16 protein-coding genes are annotated in these 15,512 nt (G+C 68.9%); 5 read left to right on the top strand and 11 right to left on the bottom strand.

The annotated features are described in order from the left end of the window. Positions 1-30: 30 nt before the first annotated feature. Positions 31-963 (top strand): polysaccharide deacetylase family protein, encoded by a 933-nt coding sequence (locus tag ACFQ9R_RS16740; protein WP_378991545.1) that lies wholly within the window; start codon positions 31-33, stop codon positions 961-963. 51 nt (positions 964-1,014) lie between these two features. Here ACFQ9R_RS16740 and ACFQ9R_RS16735 read toward each other — a convergent pair whose 3' ends face one another. Next, on the bottom strand, positions 1,015-2,307 hold the full coding sequence (locus ACFQ9R_RS16735) for a PQQ-binding-like beta-propeller repeat protein (protein WP_378991544.1): 1,293 nt from the start codon (positions 2,305-2,307) through the stop codon (positions 1,015-1,017). A 122-nt stretch (positions 2,308-2,429) separates the two neighbouring features. Between ACFQ9R_RS16735 and ACFQ9R_RS16730 the strand changes: the two genes are divergently transcribed. After that, positions 2,430-3,176 carry an acyltransferase gene (locus tag ACFQ9R_RS16730; protein WP_378633250.1) on the top strand — a complete coding sequence of 249 codons (747 nt, stop codon included), beginning with the start codon at positions 2,430-2,432 and terminating at the stop codon, positions 3,174-3,176. 72 nt (positions 3,177-3,248) lie between these two features. Further along, the gene (locus tag ACFQ9R_RS16725; RefSeq protein WP_378991542.1) at positions 3,249-3,788 is read left to right on the top strand and encodes a DUF1697 domain-containing protein; all 540 of its coding nucleotides are present in this window, start codon (positions 3,249-3,251) and stop codon (positions 3,786-3,788) included. Positions 3,789-3,823: 35 nt separating this feature from the next. Here ACFQ9R_RS16725 and ACFQ9R_RS16720 read toward each other — a convergent pair whose 3' ends face one another. From ACFQ9R_RS16720 to ctaD, 10 genes are all read right to left on the bottom strand, one after another. Continuing rightward, positions 3,824-5,065: a class I SAM-dependent methyltransferase gene (locus ACFQ9R_RS16720; RefSeq protein WP_378991540.1), complete on the bottom strand. Its 1,242-nt coding sequence runs from the start codon at positions 5,063-5,065 to the stop codon at positions 3,824-3,826. Then, entirely contained in the window at positions 5,066-6,043 is a 978-nt protein-coding gene (locus ACFQ9R_RS16715) for a class I SAM-dependent methyltransferase (RefSeq protein WP_101466273.1), read from the bottom strand. Between the two features lie 216 nt (positions 6,044-6,259). Next, complete coding sequence (locus tag ACFQ9R_RS16710; RefSeq protein WP_378991539.1) at positions 6,260-7,036, bottom strand: enoyl-CoA hydratase-related protein; 777 nt, start codon at positions 7,034-7,036, stop codon at positions 6,260-6,262. Positions 7,037-7,045: 9 nt separating this feature from the next. Beyond that, positions 7,046-7,852, bottom strand: a complete 807-nt coding sequence (locus ACFQ9R_RS16705; RefSeq protein WP_378991538.1) for an NUDIX hydrolase — start codon at positions 7,850-7,852, stop codon at positions 7,046-7,048. Positions 7,853-8,063: 211 nt separating this feature from the next. Continuing rightward, positions 8,064-8,900 (bottom strand): ABC transporter ATP-binding protein, encoded by an 837-nt coding sequence (locus tag ACFQ9R_RS16700; protein WP_378991537.1) that lies wholly within the window; start codon positions 8,898-8,900, stop codon positions 8,064-8,066. An 18-nt stretch (positions 8,901-8,918) separates the two neighbouring features. Beyond that, positions 8,919-9,077, bottom strand: a complete 159-nt coding sequence (locus ACFQ9R_RS16695; protein WP_378991535.1) for a hypothetical protein — start codon at positions 9,075-9,077, stop codon at positions 8,919-8,921. Positions 9,078-9,217: 140 nt separating this feature from the next. Beyond that, positions 9,218-10,000: a peptidyl-tRNA hydrolase gene (locus ACFQ9R_RS16690; protein WP_378991533.1), complete on the bottom strand. Its 783-nt coding sequence runs from the start codon at positions 9,998-10,000 to the stop codon at positions 9,218-9,220. A 110-nt stretch (positions 10,001-10,110) separates the two neighbouring features. Then, positions 10,111-10,536 carry a hypothetical protein gene (locus ACFQ9R_RS16685; RefSeq protein WP_378991531.1) on the bottom strand — a complete coding sequence of 142 codons (426 nt, stop codon included), beginning with the start codon at positions 10,534-10,536 and terminating at the stop codon, positions 10,111-10,113. 79 nt (positions 10,537-10,615) lie between these two features. Then, on the bottom strand, positions 10,616-11,845 hold the full coding sequence (gene serB / locus ACFQ9R_RS16680) for a phosphoserine phosphatase SerB (RefSeq protein ID WP_378991635.1): 1,230 nt from the start codon (positions 11,843-11,845) through the stop codon (positions 10,616-10,618). An 81-nt stretch (positions 11,846-11,926) separates the two neighbouring features. Beyond that, positions 11,927-13,669 (bottom strand): cytochrome c oxidase subunit I, encoded by a 1,743-nt coding sequence (ctaD, locus tag ACFQ9R_RS16675; protein ID WP_378991529.1) that lies wholly within the window; start codon positions 13,667-13,669, stop codon positions 11,927-11,929. Between the two features lie 297 nt (positions 13,670-13,966). Between ctaD and ACFQ9R_RS16670 the strand changes: the two genes are divergently transcribed. Together ACFQ9R_RS16670 and ACFQ9R_RS16665 are read left to right on the top strand one after the other, a co-directional pair. Then, the gene (locus tag ACFQ9R_RS16670) at positions 13,967-14,770 is read left to right on the top strand and encodes a VOC family protein (RefSeq protein ID WP_378991527.1); all 804 of its coding nucleotides are present in this window, start codon (positions 13,967-13,969) and stop codon (positions 14,768-14,770) included. Positions 14,771-14,958: 188 nt separating this feature from the next. Beyond that, positions 14,959-15,378, top strand: coding sequence for an AMP-binding protein (locus ACFQ9R_RS16665; RefSeq protein WP_378991525.1), 420 nt, complete (start codon positions 14,959-14,961; stop codon positions 15,376-15,378). The last annotated feature ends 134 nt before the right edge of the window (positions 15,379-15,512 follow it).

Raw genomic sequence — 15,512 nt, 5'->3', positions numbered from 1 at the left:
CTGGCGGCCGCACTCACAGCCTGTACCGCAGTGAACAATGCCGCGGTTCCGGCGCACACGACGGTGCCGGTGACGACGGCGAAACCGGCACCGCCGAATCCCGCCGAGATCGCCGCCAACGAACTGGGATTCGTCCCGGTCCTGATGTATCACCAGATCACCCCGAATCCGGCGGGCGAATACGACCAGACCCCGGCGGAATTCCGGGACGAACTCGAACGGCTGTACCGCGAGAACTACCGCCCGGTCACCGCCGCGCGATACATCTCCGGCGACCTCGACCTGCCCGCCGGTACCCACCCGGTGGTACTCACCTTCGACGATTCCACCGGCAGCCAACTCGGCTTCACCGACACCGGCGCGGTGGCACCGGACAGTGCCGCGGGCATTCTCGCCGAGTTCGGGGCCCGCTACCCCGACTTCCGCCCGGCGGCCACCTTCTACGTGAACAACGAGCCGTTCGGGGCAGACCCGCGCGCGCTGCCGTGGCTGGTCGCGAACGGCCACGAAATAGGCGCGCACACAGCCGATCACGCCAACCTCGCGAGCCTGGACGCCGACGGCGTGCAACGCGAACTGGTGCAGAATGTGCGCGCGGTGACCACGGCGGCGCCCGGAGCGGCCGTGCGCACCATGGCGCTACCGCTCGGCATCCATCCCCGCGACCACGCACTGGCCACGGCAGGCCACTGGAACGGCACCTCCTACCGCTTCGACGCCGTGATGCTGGTGGGCTCCAACCCCGCCCCCGCCCCCTACGGCGCGGTCGACCCCGGCGGGGTGCCGCGCATCCGATCGGGCCGGGGTGCGGTCCCGTTCGATTCGGCCTATTGGCTGGACTGGCTCGCCGCGAACCCGGACCAGCGCTATACCGCCGACGGCGATCCGGCGCGTATTTCCTTCACCCGGCAGCGCGCGACGGAACTCGACGCGCGCTGGCTGGACCGAGCCAACCCGTACTGAGGCGATTCAGGCGTACCTCGTCCGTGCGCGGCGGAAGAAGCTCGCGGGTACTCAGGCGTCCGGGGTGAAGGCGAAGATCTCACCGAGGCGGGTGGCGACGACGACTTCACCTTCCGGACCGATGGAGGTGCCCGTGGTGGTGCCGGTGGCGGCCGGCAGTGGGTCGGAGTCGATGGTGTTGCCGGTGGTGGTGTCGAAGGTGATGAGACTCAGGCCCGCGCCGATGGCGGCGACGGTGTAGCCGATATCGCCCGCGGTGTGTGCCGGGGTGCCACGCAGGGCGAGATCCTTGCGTTCCCAGACGATCTCGGCCTTGTCGTCCTTGTCGCGCAGCGCGGTCAGGTAACCGTCGTCGCCCGCCGGGATGATCAGGTCGCCCGCCACGGAAATGCCGCCCTGCGGCGCCCACGGCAACGGCTGGGTCCAGCGGGTGGCGCCGTCGGTGGTGTTCAGGGCGATCAGGCGCTTGCTGTTGTCGCCGATGTAGACGGTGTCGCCGTCGGCGGAGAGGGAGGGGCTGGTCGCGCAGCCGCCGGTGAGTACCTCGGCGCTCCACTCCTGGGTCACGGCGCCGTCGGCGTAGCGCATCGCGCGCAGAGCGGCGGCCTGCTTGCCCGGCTCCCAGACGGTGACGAAGAAGCGGCCGGTCGACGGGTCGACGGCAGTGGTGTTGGCGACGGCACAGCGGGGACCACCCGTCTGGCAGTCGTCGAGCCCGTCGCCGGACGCGGGACGGGTGAGACCGGGGTACTTCAGGAAGTCGGGTTCACCGAGCAGCTGCAGGGTCGGGACCACCCGACCGCCGGTCTGCCGGCTCAGCACGTCGACCTGACCGGACTGCGTCACCGTCAGCACGTTGCCGTCGCCGGTGAACTGGATCGCCACCGGCACGCCCGCCACCGGGGTGCGCCACCGCGGCTGCCCGAGGTAGTTGAACGAATTCACCGCGCCGTCGTCACCGACGTACACATTGCTGACTCCGTCGAGCACGGTCGGCGCTTCGATCGTCGACGGGCCGAGCGGGTTGCAGAAGCGTTTGCGGCCGGTGAGCATCTGAAAGGAGAAGATCGCACAGTTGCCGGTGCTCGTGGTGACGAACATCTGGCCCTCGGCGCCGATCGTCAACGGCTGGGCGATCGGGCCGCCCACCGGACGTGACCAGCTCAGCGACATCGAGTCCGCACCCCGCACCGGGCTGCCGCTCGCGTTGCTGCCATCGTGATGCGTTGCGGGCCAGCCTTTTCCGGCGCCGACCGTGATGTCGTCCACATCCGTGCCGCACCCGGCCAGCGCCACCACACCGGCGGCAGCGAGCGAGGCAACGACGCGAGTCCGAGTTCGCACCTGCTGATCTCCCTGTGTAATCGGGGTATGGCACGGTAAGTGTGCCCTGCGAAAGTACTCTGTGTACCCGAGGACCGAATCCCCGGGGCAGGCCCGGTGCGATCATGACGGGAGAGTAGTTCGTGACGAGCATGTGGGGCGCGCCGCTGAGCGCGCGCTGGCGTGGATCACGCCGCCGCGATCCGCAGCAGGCCCGATTTCTGACCAGGGATTCGCTGCGCTGGGTGCTCGCCAACCGCGCCTACACCCCGTGGTACCTGGTGCGTTACTACCGGCTGGCCAAGTTCCGCCTGGCCAACCCGCATATCGTGCTGCGCGGAATGGTGTTCCTCGGCCGCAATGTGGAAATCCACGCGACCCCGGAACTCGCGCGCATGGAGATCGGCCGCTGGGTGCACATCGGCGACGGCAACGCCCTGCGCTGCCACGAGGGCTCGCTGCGGATCGGCGACAAGGTGGTGTTCGGCAAGGACAACGTCGTCAACACCTACCTCGACATCGAGATCGGTGAGTCGACCCTGGTCGCCGACTGGTGCTACATCTGCGACTTCGACCACCGCATGGACGACATCAACATGCCCATCAAGGATCAGGGCATCGTGAAGAGCCCCGTGCGGATCGGCCCCGACACCTGGATCGCGGCGAAGGTGACCGTCCTGCGTGACACCCGGGTCGGCCGCGGTTGCGTGCTGGGCGCGCACGCGGTGGTGCGTGGCGATGTCCCCGACTACAGCATCGCGGTCGGCGCTCCCGCCAAGGTCGTGAAGAACCGCAAGGTCGCCTGGGATGCCAGTGCCGAGGAGCGCGAGGCCTACATGGCGGCGCTGGCCGACATCGAACGCAAGAAGAACGCCGCCGCTCAGTCCTGACTCCGGGTGCTTCGCTGACACGGCCGCCGGATGCGATGGTTTCTGTCGGTGGGGGTCGGTACGGTCAGCGACGTGGAAAGCTATGCGGCGCTGCTGCGGGGGATCATGCCGACCAACCCGAACATGCGCAACGAGAAGTTGCGCGGGGTGTTCGAGGGGCTGGGCTTCGAGAAGGTCGCGTCGGTACTCACGAGCGGCAATGTCGTCTTCCGCACCGCGGACGACCCCGCCGACCTGGAAGATCGCATCCAGCAGGCACTCAACGCCGAACTCGGCATCCCGGGCGGCACCATCATCCGCAGCCGTCCCGAACTGCGCGCGCTCCTCGACCGCGACCCCTTCGAAGGTCTCCCCCACGAACGCGGCTCCTATCTCACCGTCACCTTCTTCAAGACGACGATGCGCGAGGCCGACACCAAGACCTTCGACGACGACCCCCTCACCCGCGTCATCGGCTACGACCGCAAGGCCCGCGCCTTCCTCACCGTCATCGACAACAGCACCGGCGCGACCCCTGACTTCATGGCCCGCCTGGAGAAGATCTACGGCAAGGACATCACCACCCGCACCTGGCTCACGGTGCAGCGCGTGGTGAAGAAGATGGAAGCCTGACCTGTGACCACGTGCGGCCTGCCATAGGTGCGTTGTCAGCGGGTGGGAGCGACCGCTCGGCAGAGGAAGACGACGCCGGCGCGGCCGATGCGGGTGATCACCAGGGTGTACGGCGTCGAGCCGCGCTGCTTGAGCTTCTTGCGAAGTCCATCGGGGTCGACGTCGACGCCGCGGATGAGGATTTCCAGGGAGCCGCAGTCACGGCGGTTCAATTCCTGGCGGAGGGTCTTCTCGCGGAGTTCGAAACGGTCCTCGATGCGGAAGCCCCGCATACCCGCAGGGACCGTGTCGCCGGTGAGGTAGGCGATCTGTGGGTCCAGTTGCCAGAGGCCGTGTTTCGCGGCGTAGTGACGGACCAGGCCCGCGCGGACGACGGCGCCGTCGGGGTCGATGATCCAGTCGCCGGGGGCGCGGTCGGGGATGTCGTCGGAGGCGGCGTCGGTGAGCGTGGTCGCGCCGCCGTGGGAATTCAGGACGGTGGCGCGGCGGGTGACGCCGGGTTCGGTGAGGCCGGGCGACCAGAGGCAGGCTTCGCGGACGGCGCCGTCGAGGGAGACGATCTCCACCTCGCCGTCCCAGCCGAGGCGATCGAAATCCAGGCCGGGTGCGGACTTCACGGCGATATCGCGGCCCGCGTAGGCGGTGAGCAGATCCGGAAGTGGGGGTTGGAGTTTCGCGGGATCGTAGGTGCGACGGCCGTCGGCCCGACGAGCCGGATCGGCGATGATCACGGTGTCGCGCGTGGTCGGTACGAGAGCATCGGCCTTGGCCAACACGATGTTTCGGCTACCAGCCGCTGCCGGGGCGGCATCCGCACTGATCGCCGGGCCGCGATCCACCGCCGACACCGGCCCCACCCCGAGATTGTGGGCGGCCATGGCCAGGCGGACATCGTCGAGATCGCTACCGACCACCGCCGGACAAGCCGCGGCCAGCTCGGACAGTTCCGCGCCGATCGAGCAAGTCACGTCGTGCACCGCGCGGCCGGCCAGGCGGGTCGCCCGATGCCGGGCGACGAGCGCGGGCGTCGCCTGTTGCAGCGCGTCGTCGGTGAACAGCCACTCCCCTGCCGTGGGCAGCTTCACCACGGCCTTACGGCGCAACCGCACCGTCTCGATCAAGGCGGGCGCGAGTGCACCGTGCGAACGACGCACCTGCTCGATATCGCGCAGGTGCGTCGCGGTCGTCAGCTCCAGCCGGTCGACCTCGGCGAGCGCGGCACGGCCTGCCGCGCTGCCGAGATAGGCGACATCGTCGCGGCCGAAGCGATAGCCCACCTACTTCTGCGCCGCGCCCGGCTTCACGCCGGTGATCATCGCGTTGTAGAAGAACTCGCGCGGCACGACCTTGCGCAGCACGTTCTCGTCGAGCCAGCTCAGACCCAGCCACGCGCGGTACTGCGCCAGGCGGTAGGGCATGGTCAGCTTCTCGTCGGGGACTGCGGCCTCGAAGGTGCGCACCGGCCAGCCCCACAGGGCGGCGGCGAGTTCCTCGGTGGTGGCCTTCACATCGACGGCACCGGCCGACTTTGCCATCTTCTCGAGATCGCTCGGGTCGAAGGTGTGCAGGTCGACGACGGCCTCGAGCGCGGCGGCGCGAGACGACTCGTCCAGTTCGGTCTGCGGACGACGCCAGCCCGACAGGAACGGCAGCTTGGTGATCTCGGTGGTCACCTTCCAGGTGGCCTGGCCGAGGCGACGGGCGTAGATGTTGCCGATGGTGGTGGGCTCACCGGCGAACACGAAGCGCCCGCCCGGCTTGAGCACGCGCAGGCACTCCTTGAGCGCCAGTTCCACGTCGGGGATGTGGTGCAGCACGGCGTGGCCACACACCAGGTCGAAGGTGTCGTCGTCGTACGGGATGGTCTCGGCGTCGGCGACGCGCCCGTCGACATCGAGGCCGAGGTGCTCGGCGTTGCGCAGCGCGACCTTCACCATGCCGGGCGAGAGGTCGGTGACCGAACCCGACTTGGCGACGCCACCCTGCATCAGGTTGAGCAGGAAGAATCCGGTGCCACAGCCCAGCTCGAGCGCACGCTCGTACGGCAGCGGAGCCGGGCCGACGGCGAGGTCGAACCGGCCGCGCGCATACGCGATACAGCGTTCGTCATAGGAGATCGACCACTTGTCGTCATAGGTCTCCGCTTCCCAGTCGTGGTACAGGACCTGGGCGAGTTTGGTGTCTTTGCGCGCTGCTTCGACCTGGGCCGCGGTGGCGTGGGGGTTCGGCGCCGGGTCGTCGGGATGGACCGTCATGCAGGCCAGCCTAATATGTGCGCCCGGGCACGCCGCTGCTGGGACAAGAGACTGCTCTTTCCTGCACCCACGACCGGCCGCCGGGCTCCCGCGAGCGCGAGCCGCCATCGGACCGGACAGCCGGTTCGCACCGCCCCAGCGCCGGATGGCTGGGAGGTTACCCGGGTTCTCACAACACCGGCCCGCACGAAGTTAACCCAGGTTCCGGCGGTGTTGCTAGCGACCCGTGAAGGTCGCGGCGTTCGGTCCTTCCGCGGCGAAGGTACGGGTGCCGGTGCGGGCGTCGTCGGTGTCGAACAGGGCCGACCATTCGGTGACAGCGGTGGCGTGACCGTGCGGCCCGGACTCGAAAACCGCCTTGGCCGCGGCGAGGGCGCGGGGTGCGGCGGTGACGAACTGAGCGGCCCACGCGCGCGCCGCGGTGAGGACATCGTCGGGCGCGACGACCTCATCGACCAAGCCGAGCTTCTCGGCTTCTTCGGCGCCGACGAAACGACCGGTGTAGACGAGATCCTTGGCCCGGCTCGCGCCGATGAGCAGCGAGAGCCTTCGGATGCCGGACAGGGGAATCAGGCCCGCTTTGATCTGCGGCAGACCGAGTTTCACGTTGTCGCCGACGATCCGGTGGTCGGCGCCCAGCGCGAGTTCGAGGCCGGCGCCGAGACAGTAGCCGGTAATCGCGGCAACCGTCGGCTGCGGAACCCGCGAGAGGCAGCCGAGTGCGGCCTGGAGATCGGCGGCCATGGCGGCGGCCTGCCCGGCGTCGAGCTCGGCCAGCTCCGCCATCTCGTCGCCCGCGCTGAACACCCGCTCGTCGCCGTAGACGATCAGGGCCGAGACCCCGGGATGCTCGGCCACCGCGGCCGCCGCAGCCGCCACCTCACGGGCCAGCTGGGCGTCGACAAGGTTCAGCGGCGGACGATCGATGCGCAACAGCGCGACGCCACGGGTGGTCGGCTCGGCGGGCAGCTCGAGGGTCACGAATTCGGCCATGGGAGAAACCTACCGGCCGCCGAGTGCACCCAATTGCGGCAGCTCATCGAAATACCGTTCGTTGTCGGGGAAGTCCGACAGCGGACGCCCGCCCGCCCCCGGCGAGTACTTCGGCATGATCGGCTCGACGACGCGGTCGGCGGCCAGCGCGGCCGCGGTGTCGGCGAACCCGCACAGGGCGTCGAGCTGCGACCACGTCGGTGGCATCAGCACGTGTTCGCCTGCCCGCCAGCTCGCCAGGGCGTCCTGCGGTGTCCGCCAGGCCACCTGAGCGGCCTCGGAGGTGGCACCGTCGGCGATCTGGCCCTGCGGGAGCACCGCGACGAAGAAGCGGGTGTCGTAGCGGCGGGGTTCGGCCTCCGGCGTGATCCAGTTCGACCACGGGCGGAGCAGGTCGGCGCGTAACACCAGGCCCTCGGCCGCGAGGAAATCGGCGAGCGACAATTCGCGGCGCTCGAGCTTGCCGCGGGCCGCGCGATAGCGCGCCGAGTCGTCGACGACCGAATCCGCGGTCGGTCCGGCCAGCAGCACGCCGCATTCCTCGAACGTTTCCCGCACGGCCGCGGCGACGAGCGCCTGCGCGGTCTGTTCGTCGGTGGCGAAACGCTCGGCCCACCAGGCGGGTTCGGGGCCGGTCCAGGCGATGTCGGCCGTGCCGTCGGCGGCGTCGACGCCACCGCCGGGGAACACTGTCACCCCGGCCGCGAACGCCATCGCCTTGACCCGACGCTGCAGGAACACCTCGATACCCGCCTCGCCGTCGCGCACCAGCATCACGGTCGACGCGTCCCGCACGGAGACCCCGGACTCACTCATATCGTTCCTCTCCACCATCGAGCCACACGCCCGGCGACCACCGATCTGCCGACCGGACCGGCTGTCTCCTTCGAGCGCAGCCCTCTCAGCACCCTAACGCCCGCTTGGTCGACCGTGAGCCGGGATTCCCGGCGACCGGACGCCCAGCCAGGTCAGCCCGGGCGCCGGTGCGCGTAATCGGCGCCCGCGAGTCAGCGCGGCGAGCCGGCGCTCAGTTGCGGCGCCGGTGCCCGCCCGAACGACGAGCCCGCCGCGCGAACCACCGCCCGTCGACCCGGTCGAGCGTGATCGACTGGCTGAAGGCGTTGCTCAGATTCTCGGCGGTGAGGACATCGCCCAGGAGACCTTGGCCGACCACCTCCCCCTCCTTGAGCAGCAGCGCGTGAGTGAAGCCGGGCGGGATCTCCTCGACGTGATGGGTCACCAGCACCATCGCGGGCGCGTCGGGGTCGGCAGCGAGATCGCCGAGACGTTCGACGAGTTCCTCCCGCCCGCCCAGGTCGAGGCCCGCGGCCGGTTCGTCGAGCAGCAGCAGTTCCGGATCGGTCATCAGGGCGCGCGCGATGAGCACCCGCTTGCGTTCGCCTTCGGACAGGGTGCCGTAGGTACGGTCGGAAAGGTGCTCGGCGCCGAGGGTTTCCAGCATGTCGACCGCGCGTTCGGTGTCGATGTCCTCGTAGCGCTCGCGCCAGCGGCCGAGCACCGCGTAGCCGGCCGAGACCACCAGGTCACTGACCTTCTCGTCCACCGGGATGCGGCTGGCCACTGCCGCCGAGGACAGTCCGATACGTGGCCGCAATTCGCTGACGTCGACGCGACCGAGCGTCTCCCCCAACAGATTCGCGTGACCGGAGGTCGGATGGAGTTCGGCGGCGGCCATTCTCAGCAGCGAGGTCTTGCCCGCGCCGTTCGGGCCGAGCACCACCCAGCGTTCGTCGAGCTCTACTTGCCAGGAGACCGGGCCGACGAGGGTTCGGCCCGAGCGACGGATGGTCACATCGGAGAAGTCGATGAGCAGATCGGGATCGGGTTGCGACACGCGCTCCATCTTGGCCCACGCGGGCTCTCAGCGCAGCGACCGGCCCGTGCGAGATTCGTCGATCCTGGTCGTCGACGGGTCACCCGTGCTGCGAACCTCGCTGCGCAACATCCGCGCGGCGACGAAGGAGACCGGCACCGACAGCACAACCCAGACGATCAGGATCACCACAATCGTCGTCATCATCGCGGAACCTCCCTGTACCTCGACGTGCACGGCTGTCGGTTACGTATACCCGCGAGGCGCTGCCGCCACACCGCGTTATCGCGGCGAGTCGCGAAAACCGCAACCCAACCGCCGGATTCGCGTCGCGCGTGTCGCGGCGATCACTCCCGTGGCGGCACCGCGATCACCGTCATCGAACCGGGCGCCACCTCGGTGAAACCGGCGTCGCGCACAGCCACCGCACGACCCGCCGCCACCTCGTCCACCAACCCCACCCACTGCTGTTCGCCGGCGTCGCGCACCGCGCAGCGGAATCCGCGGGCCGCCCACGCGGCCGCCGCGTCCACGGGCAACGCACCCGCCAGCAGCATGCTCGCGTGCCCGACCTGCGCCGCTGCCTTGCCCACCGACATCTCCAGCGCCGCGTTCACCCACAGCACCGGCGATGCCGGATCCGCCGGGCCCGGCTCGTCGTGGTCGAGATCGGTACCGCCGATCTGGAGTTTGCGGATGCGCTGATCGATCTCCCCGACCGGGCCGGGAACGAACGCACGGGCCTGCGCGCCGTCGACCTCGACCGTCACACCGTCGACGTCTCCCGCGGCCACCCACTGCGCACCACGCGCCCGCCGGGCGACCTTCCTGATCCGCGACCGCTTCCACGCGAGGTACCGCGGCTCCCACTCCCCGCCGGGTCCCGAACGCGGGTCGAGGCACACCGCGACCGCCGCGGCGGCGGCCGCTTCCAGCAGTGCGCTGCGGGCGGGTGGGTCAGCCTTGGGGATGTGCAGCACCATCTGCATCGCCTGCACCATCGCCGGGTCGTCGGGGTCACCGCCGCCGCCGTAGCCCTGCGCCAATTCCGCGTGCCGAGCGGCGAATTCGGCCGCCTCGTCGCGGACCGGGGCCTCGGCCTGCTCCTCGGTTTCCAACCCACTACCCATGCCACAACACCCGTTCGATCGACACCAGTCCGCCCGCCAGCCTAATAGCGCGGGCGCGTGGCCTTCCCGGGCCTTTCCCGGAGGCGAGCGTCGCCGCGCGCCGACCCGGCTCAGCTCACCCGGACATCCACCATGAAGGTCGGCTCGGGGCCGATCGAAGGTTCGCTGGCCGGCCCGTACGTGAACTGCAGCGAGGTCGCCCCCCGCTCGATCGCCCGGAACGGCCACACCGTGGCGTTGCCCTCGCTGGTCGGCCCACCGTCGGCGATCAGGATGCCCTTCTCGGCGTTGACCATCCCCCACTCGCCGGTCGACGCGGGATCCCGCGGCAGACGTACCAGCAGGCGCTGGCCCACCGTGGCCACCACCGTGCTGCCGTTGGCGAACAGCTCGATCGTCAGCGGATCGGCCGCGGACTGCGCAACGGCGGTCGGCTGGAGGGTGACGTCATACGGTTCGGTCTTGTCGCCACCGCATCCGGCGGTCGATCCGCCGAGCCCCGCCAGGGCGACCAGGACGAGAAATGACCTGCGCACAACAACCTCCCGGTGACGAGCGGTGACGACGTGCCTGTGCGGTCACTCTACGTCGGTGAGGTCGCGATTCCGCGTGACGCTACCGGCCGAGCAGCGGAACCCGTCGTACGCCACCGTCACGCGCGTCGGCCGCTTCCACCTCGTCGCGGGTGACGCCGAGGATGAACAGCACCGCGTCCAGGTAGGGATGCGACAGCGCCGTGTCGGCCACCTCGCGCAGCGCGGGCTTGGCGTTGAACGCCACGCCGAGCCCGGCCGCGTTGAGCATGTCGATGTCGTTGGCGCCGTCACCGACCGCGACGGTCTGCTCCATCGGCACCCCCGCCTCGGCCGCGAACTTGCGCAGCGCGGTCGCCTTGAACGCCCGGTCGACGATCTCGCCGACGACCCGCCCGGTGAGCTTGCCGTCGATGATCTCCAGGGTGTTGGCCTGCACGAAATCGAGCTCCAGCTCGTGTGCGAGCGGCTCGATCACCTGCCGGAACCCACCGGAGACCACACCGCAGCGGAAGCCGAGCCTGCGCAGGGTGCGAATCGTGGTGCGCGCGCCCGGGGTGAGCTCGATCCGGTCGGCGACCTCCTCGATCACCGACTCGTCGAGGCCCTCGAGGGTGGCCACGCGCTGACGCAGCGATTCGGCGAAGTCGAGCTCGCCGCGCATCGCGGCCTCGGTGACCTCGCGGACCTGATCCTCGACGCCGGCGTGCGCGGCCAGCATCTCGATCACTTCGCCCGTGATCAGGGTGGAGTCGACGTCGAACACGATCAGGCGCTTGGCCCGGCGGGCCAGCCCGGCCCGTTCCACCGCGATGTCGACCTGTTCGGCGACGGCCACCTCGGCCAGCGCGGTGCGCAGCCGCGCGTCGCCTTCGTCGCTGGTGTCGGTCGCGGTGACCATCAGTTCCATCCCGGTCACCGGGTAGTCGGCGATGCCACGGATGGAGTCGATATTGGCGCCACCGGTGGCGAGTTCACGCGAGATGGCGCTGAACGCCTTCGCGGTGACCGGGGCGCCGAGCACCACGACCGCGTGCGTGGACATCGGCGGCTTGCCGATCTGCGCGTCGACCGACACGTCGACCTGCATGCCGACGGTGTTCATCGCCTCTTCGAGCTCGTCCTGCAACGCCTCGGGGTCGTTGGGGCACGACACCAGCACCCCGAGGGTGAGTCGACCCCTGATGACCACCTGCTCCACGTCCAGCAAGCTCACCTGATGCCGGGACAACGTCGCCAGCAGCACCGAGGTGACGCCTGGTCGGTCGGGGCCGGTGACGGTCACGAGAACTGTGGTGTCGGCCAAGTCGATCTGCTCCGTTCGATTACCCACAAAAAGAGTGTGCACCCGCTGGTCACCCAGCAGGTGCACACCCTGTCGTTCGGTGGTGTCCTACTTCTTCGCGAGCGCGCCTTCGGACACGTGCGTGCTGTGCTTACCCGAGCCCCAGCCGACGTGTGCCTCGGCCTTCATGCGCTCGACCATGTGCGGGTAGTGCAGCTCGAACGCCGGGCGCTCGGACCGGATCCGCGGCAGCTCGTAGAAGTTGTGGCGCGGCGGCGGGCAGGTGGTGGCCCACTCGAGGGAGTTGCCGTAGCCCCACGGGTCGTCGACCGTGACGACCTCGCCGTAGCGGTAGCTCTTGAAGACGTTCCAGATGAACGGCAGCATCGACGAGCCCAGGATGAACGCACCGATCGTGGAGATCGTGTTCAGCGTGGTGAAACCGTCGGACGGCAGGTAGTCGGCGTAGCGACGCGGCATGCCCTCGGCGCCCAGCCAGTGCTGAACGAGGAAGGTGGTGTGGAAGCCGACGAAGGTGGTCCAGAAGTGCCACTTGCCCAGACGCTCGTCCATCATGCGGCCGGTGATCTTCGGGAACCAGAAGTAGATACCCGCGAAGGTCGCGAACACGATGGTGCCGAAGAGCACGTAGTGGAAGTGCGCGACGACGAAGTACGAGTCGGTGACGTGGAAGTCCAGCGGCGGCGAGGCCAGGATGACGCCCGACAGACCACCGAAGAGGAAGGTCACCAGGAAGCCGATCGACCACAGCATCGGTGTCTCGAACGTCAGCTGACCGCGCCACATGGTGCCGATCCAGTTGAAGAACTTCACACCGGTCGGGACCGCGATGAGGAAGGTCATGAAGGAGAAGTACGGCAGCAGCACGGCGCCGGTGGCGTACATGTGGTGCGCCCACACCGCGATCGACAGCGCCGCGATACCCAGCGTCGCGTAGACCAGCGTGGTGTAACCGAAGATCGGCTTACGGCTGAACACCGGGAAGATCTCCGACACGATGCCGAAGAACGGCAGCGCGATGATGTAGACCTCGGGGTGACCGAAGAACCAGAACAGGTGCTGGTAGAGCAGGATGCCGCCGGTGGCCGGGTCGTAGATGTGGCCGCCCAGGTGGCGGTCGTAGGCCAGACCGAACAGCGCCGCGGTGAGCAGCGGGAAGGCCAGCAGCACCAGGACCGAGGTCACCGCGATGTTCCAGGTGAAGATCGGCATGCGGAACATGGTCATACCGGGTGCGCGCAGGCAGACCACGGTGGTGAGCATGTTGACGCCACCGAGGATGGTGCCCAGACCCGACACGGCCAGACCCAGGATCCACAGGTCGGTGCCGACACCGGGCGAGTGCAGGATGTCGGTGAGCGGCACGTACGCCGTCCAGCCGAAGTCCGCCGCGCCGCCGGGGGTCACGAAACCCGCGGTCGCCATCGAGCCACCGAACAGGTACAGCCAGTAGCTGAACGCGTTCAGTCGCGGGAAGGCGACGTCGGGGGCGCCGATCTGCAGCGGCAGGATGATGTTGGCGAAGCCGAACACGATCGCCGTCGCGTAGAACAGCAGCATGATCGTGCCGTGCATGGTGAACAGCTGGTTGAACTGTTCGGGCGAAAGGAACTGCAGACCCGGACGGGCCAACTCGGCGCGCATCAGCAGCGCCATGAGTCCACCGACCAGGAAGAAGCTGATCGCCGTCACCAAGTACATGGTGCCGAGCACCTTGGGGTCGGTGGTGGTGACCGCCTTGTAGAGGAACGAGCCCTTCGGACCGGTCCGGGCCGGATACGGTCGAGTCGCTTCCAACTGAGGGACTGGCCTGGGCTCTACCGCAGTCACTGATCCTCCTGAAGATGCCTGTACGTCACTCGCAGAGCCGGCCGCGCCTCCATGACGGACAGCAGCAGACATGCGTTGGAGTGAATCGTAAACCGTGCTGCCGCAGCATTCCGCGCGGGTCCTACTCTGTGTCGTATTCGGCGCGCCGTAGTTCGCGATCCCGATCTTCCTCCGCAGGTCGCGTGGGTGCAACGGTTGTCGGCGATGACTTTTCGGCGGTCGGCGCGCCATGATCGATGCCGACGCGCGAACATGCCAGCGTCGCTGACGCGCTACCCCTTCAGCCGAGGAGAAGTCATGTCGTTCAGCCCGAAACCCGGCGATCCCACCTGGGTCGACCTCTACACGACCGATCTCGACCGCGCGATCGCCTTCTACGGCGAGCTGTTCGGCTGGACCGCCGAACGCGGCGGCGAGGAATTCGGCGGCTACACCACCTTGCGCAAGGACGGGCGGGCGGTGGCGGGTGCGATGGGCCGCCACGACGATCCCGGCGACCCGTATCCGGACCGCTGGACCGTCTATCTGAACTCCCCCGATGCCCTGGCCACGACAGCCGCGGCGAGCGCGGCGGGCGGCAATGTGATCGTCGAGCCGATGGCGATCGCCGATCTCGGTGCGATGGCGGTACTGGCCGATGTCGGCGGAATCGGTGTCGGCGTCTGGCAGGCCGACACCTTCGCCGGCTTCGACGCGGTCGGCATCGTCGCGGACGGGACCTGGACCGACCACGTCGGCGTCCCGTCCTGGTTCGAGCTGATGACCCGCGCCTACGACGAGTCGCTGGCCTTCTACCGCGACGTCTTCGGCTGGCGCGACACCCTGACGATCGCCGACACCGCGGACTTCCGCTACACCACCATCCACACCGTTCCTCCCATGGGCGGCGGCGTCCTCGACGCCAACGGTCACCTCGCCGAGGGCGTGCCCGGCTCGTGGACGGTCTATTTCGGCGCCGACGACGTCGACAAGTCCGCCGAACACGCGGTGGCCCTCGGCGGCACCATCGCCTTCGAACCGATGAACACCCCCTACGGCCGCCTCGCCGGGCTGATCGACCCCACCGGCGCGCATTTCAGCATCGGCGGAAACGCCCGCTGAGGCGAGGCCACGGCGGTCGGCGGTGCGTGCACGAGGCCGCCGCCGCCGGGGTTCGCCCACCCAGGGGTGGTAATCGATCCCCCTGGGAGTCTGCGCATCAACGCTGGGGTTGCTGTCGGATCCCCCTCCCGAAGACGAGATTAGAGGTGTACCCACAGACACCCGTCAAGCCTTCGAAGGGGAACACGATGAGCACCCTGGTCACCGCACCCGCCGACAACGTCATCCCGATGCGCAGCCGCTCCGGCGCGCCGGTCGCCGGTCAGCTCGCCGATGCCGATCTGGACCGTTGGGCGAACCGCCTGGCCCGGCTGCTGCTCACCCGTGGCGCCGACGCCGGGGACCGGATCGCCCTCGCTGTCGACCCCCGGATCGAGTCGGTGGTCGCCGAGGCCGCGGTGCGCAAGATCGGTGCGATCCCGGTGTCGCAGGCCGAGGGCGCGTCCACCGCCCCCGGCGCCGGATTCGGGATCACCACCAAGGCCCGCCGGGGCGAGCTCGGCGGCGGCGCCGACTGGCTGGTGCTCGACGACCGCTCGACCCTGCAGCGCTATCTGGTCACCTCCGACGCGCCGCTGGCGGCCACGGAACTGCGCGCAGTCTGCTGAACCCATTCCGATGCGCTCGATACAGGTTCAGAATGAACATAGAGCGCAGTACGCAACGGCGGGTACTACCTACCAGGTAGCTACCCGACGGTCGGGAACCAGAGGTGAACGCCCAGCTCCAGACATGAGAACGC

Source organism: Nocardia sp. NPDC056541 (genome assembly GCF_042794235.1).
Lineage (GTDB): Bacteria > Actinomycetota > Actinomycetes > Mycobacteriales > Mycobacteriaceae > Nocardia.
Note: the sequence above shows the minus strand (reverse complement) of the source record. Positions and strands in the feature narration are given on the sequence as shown.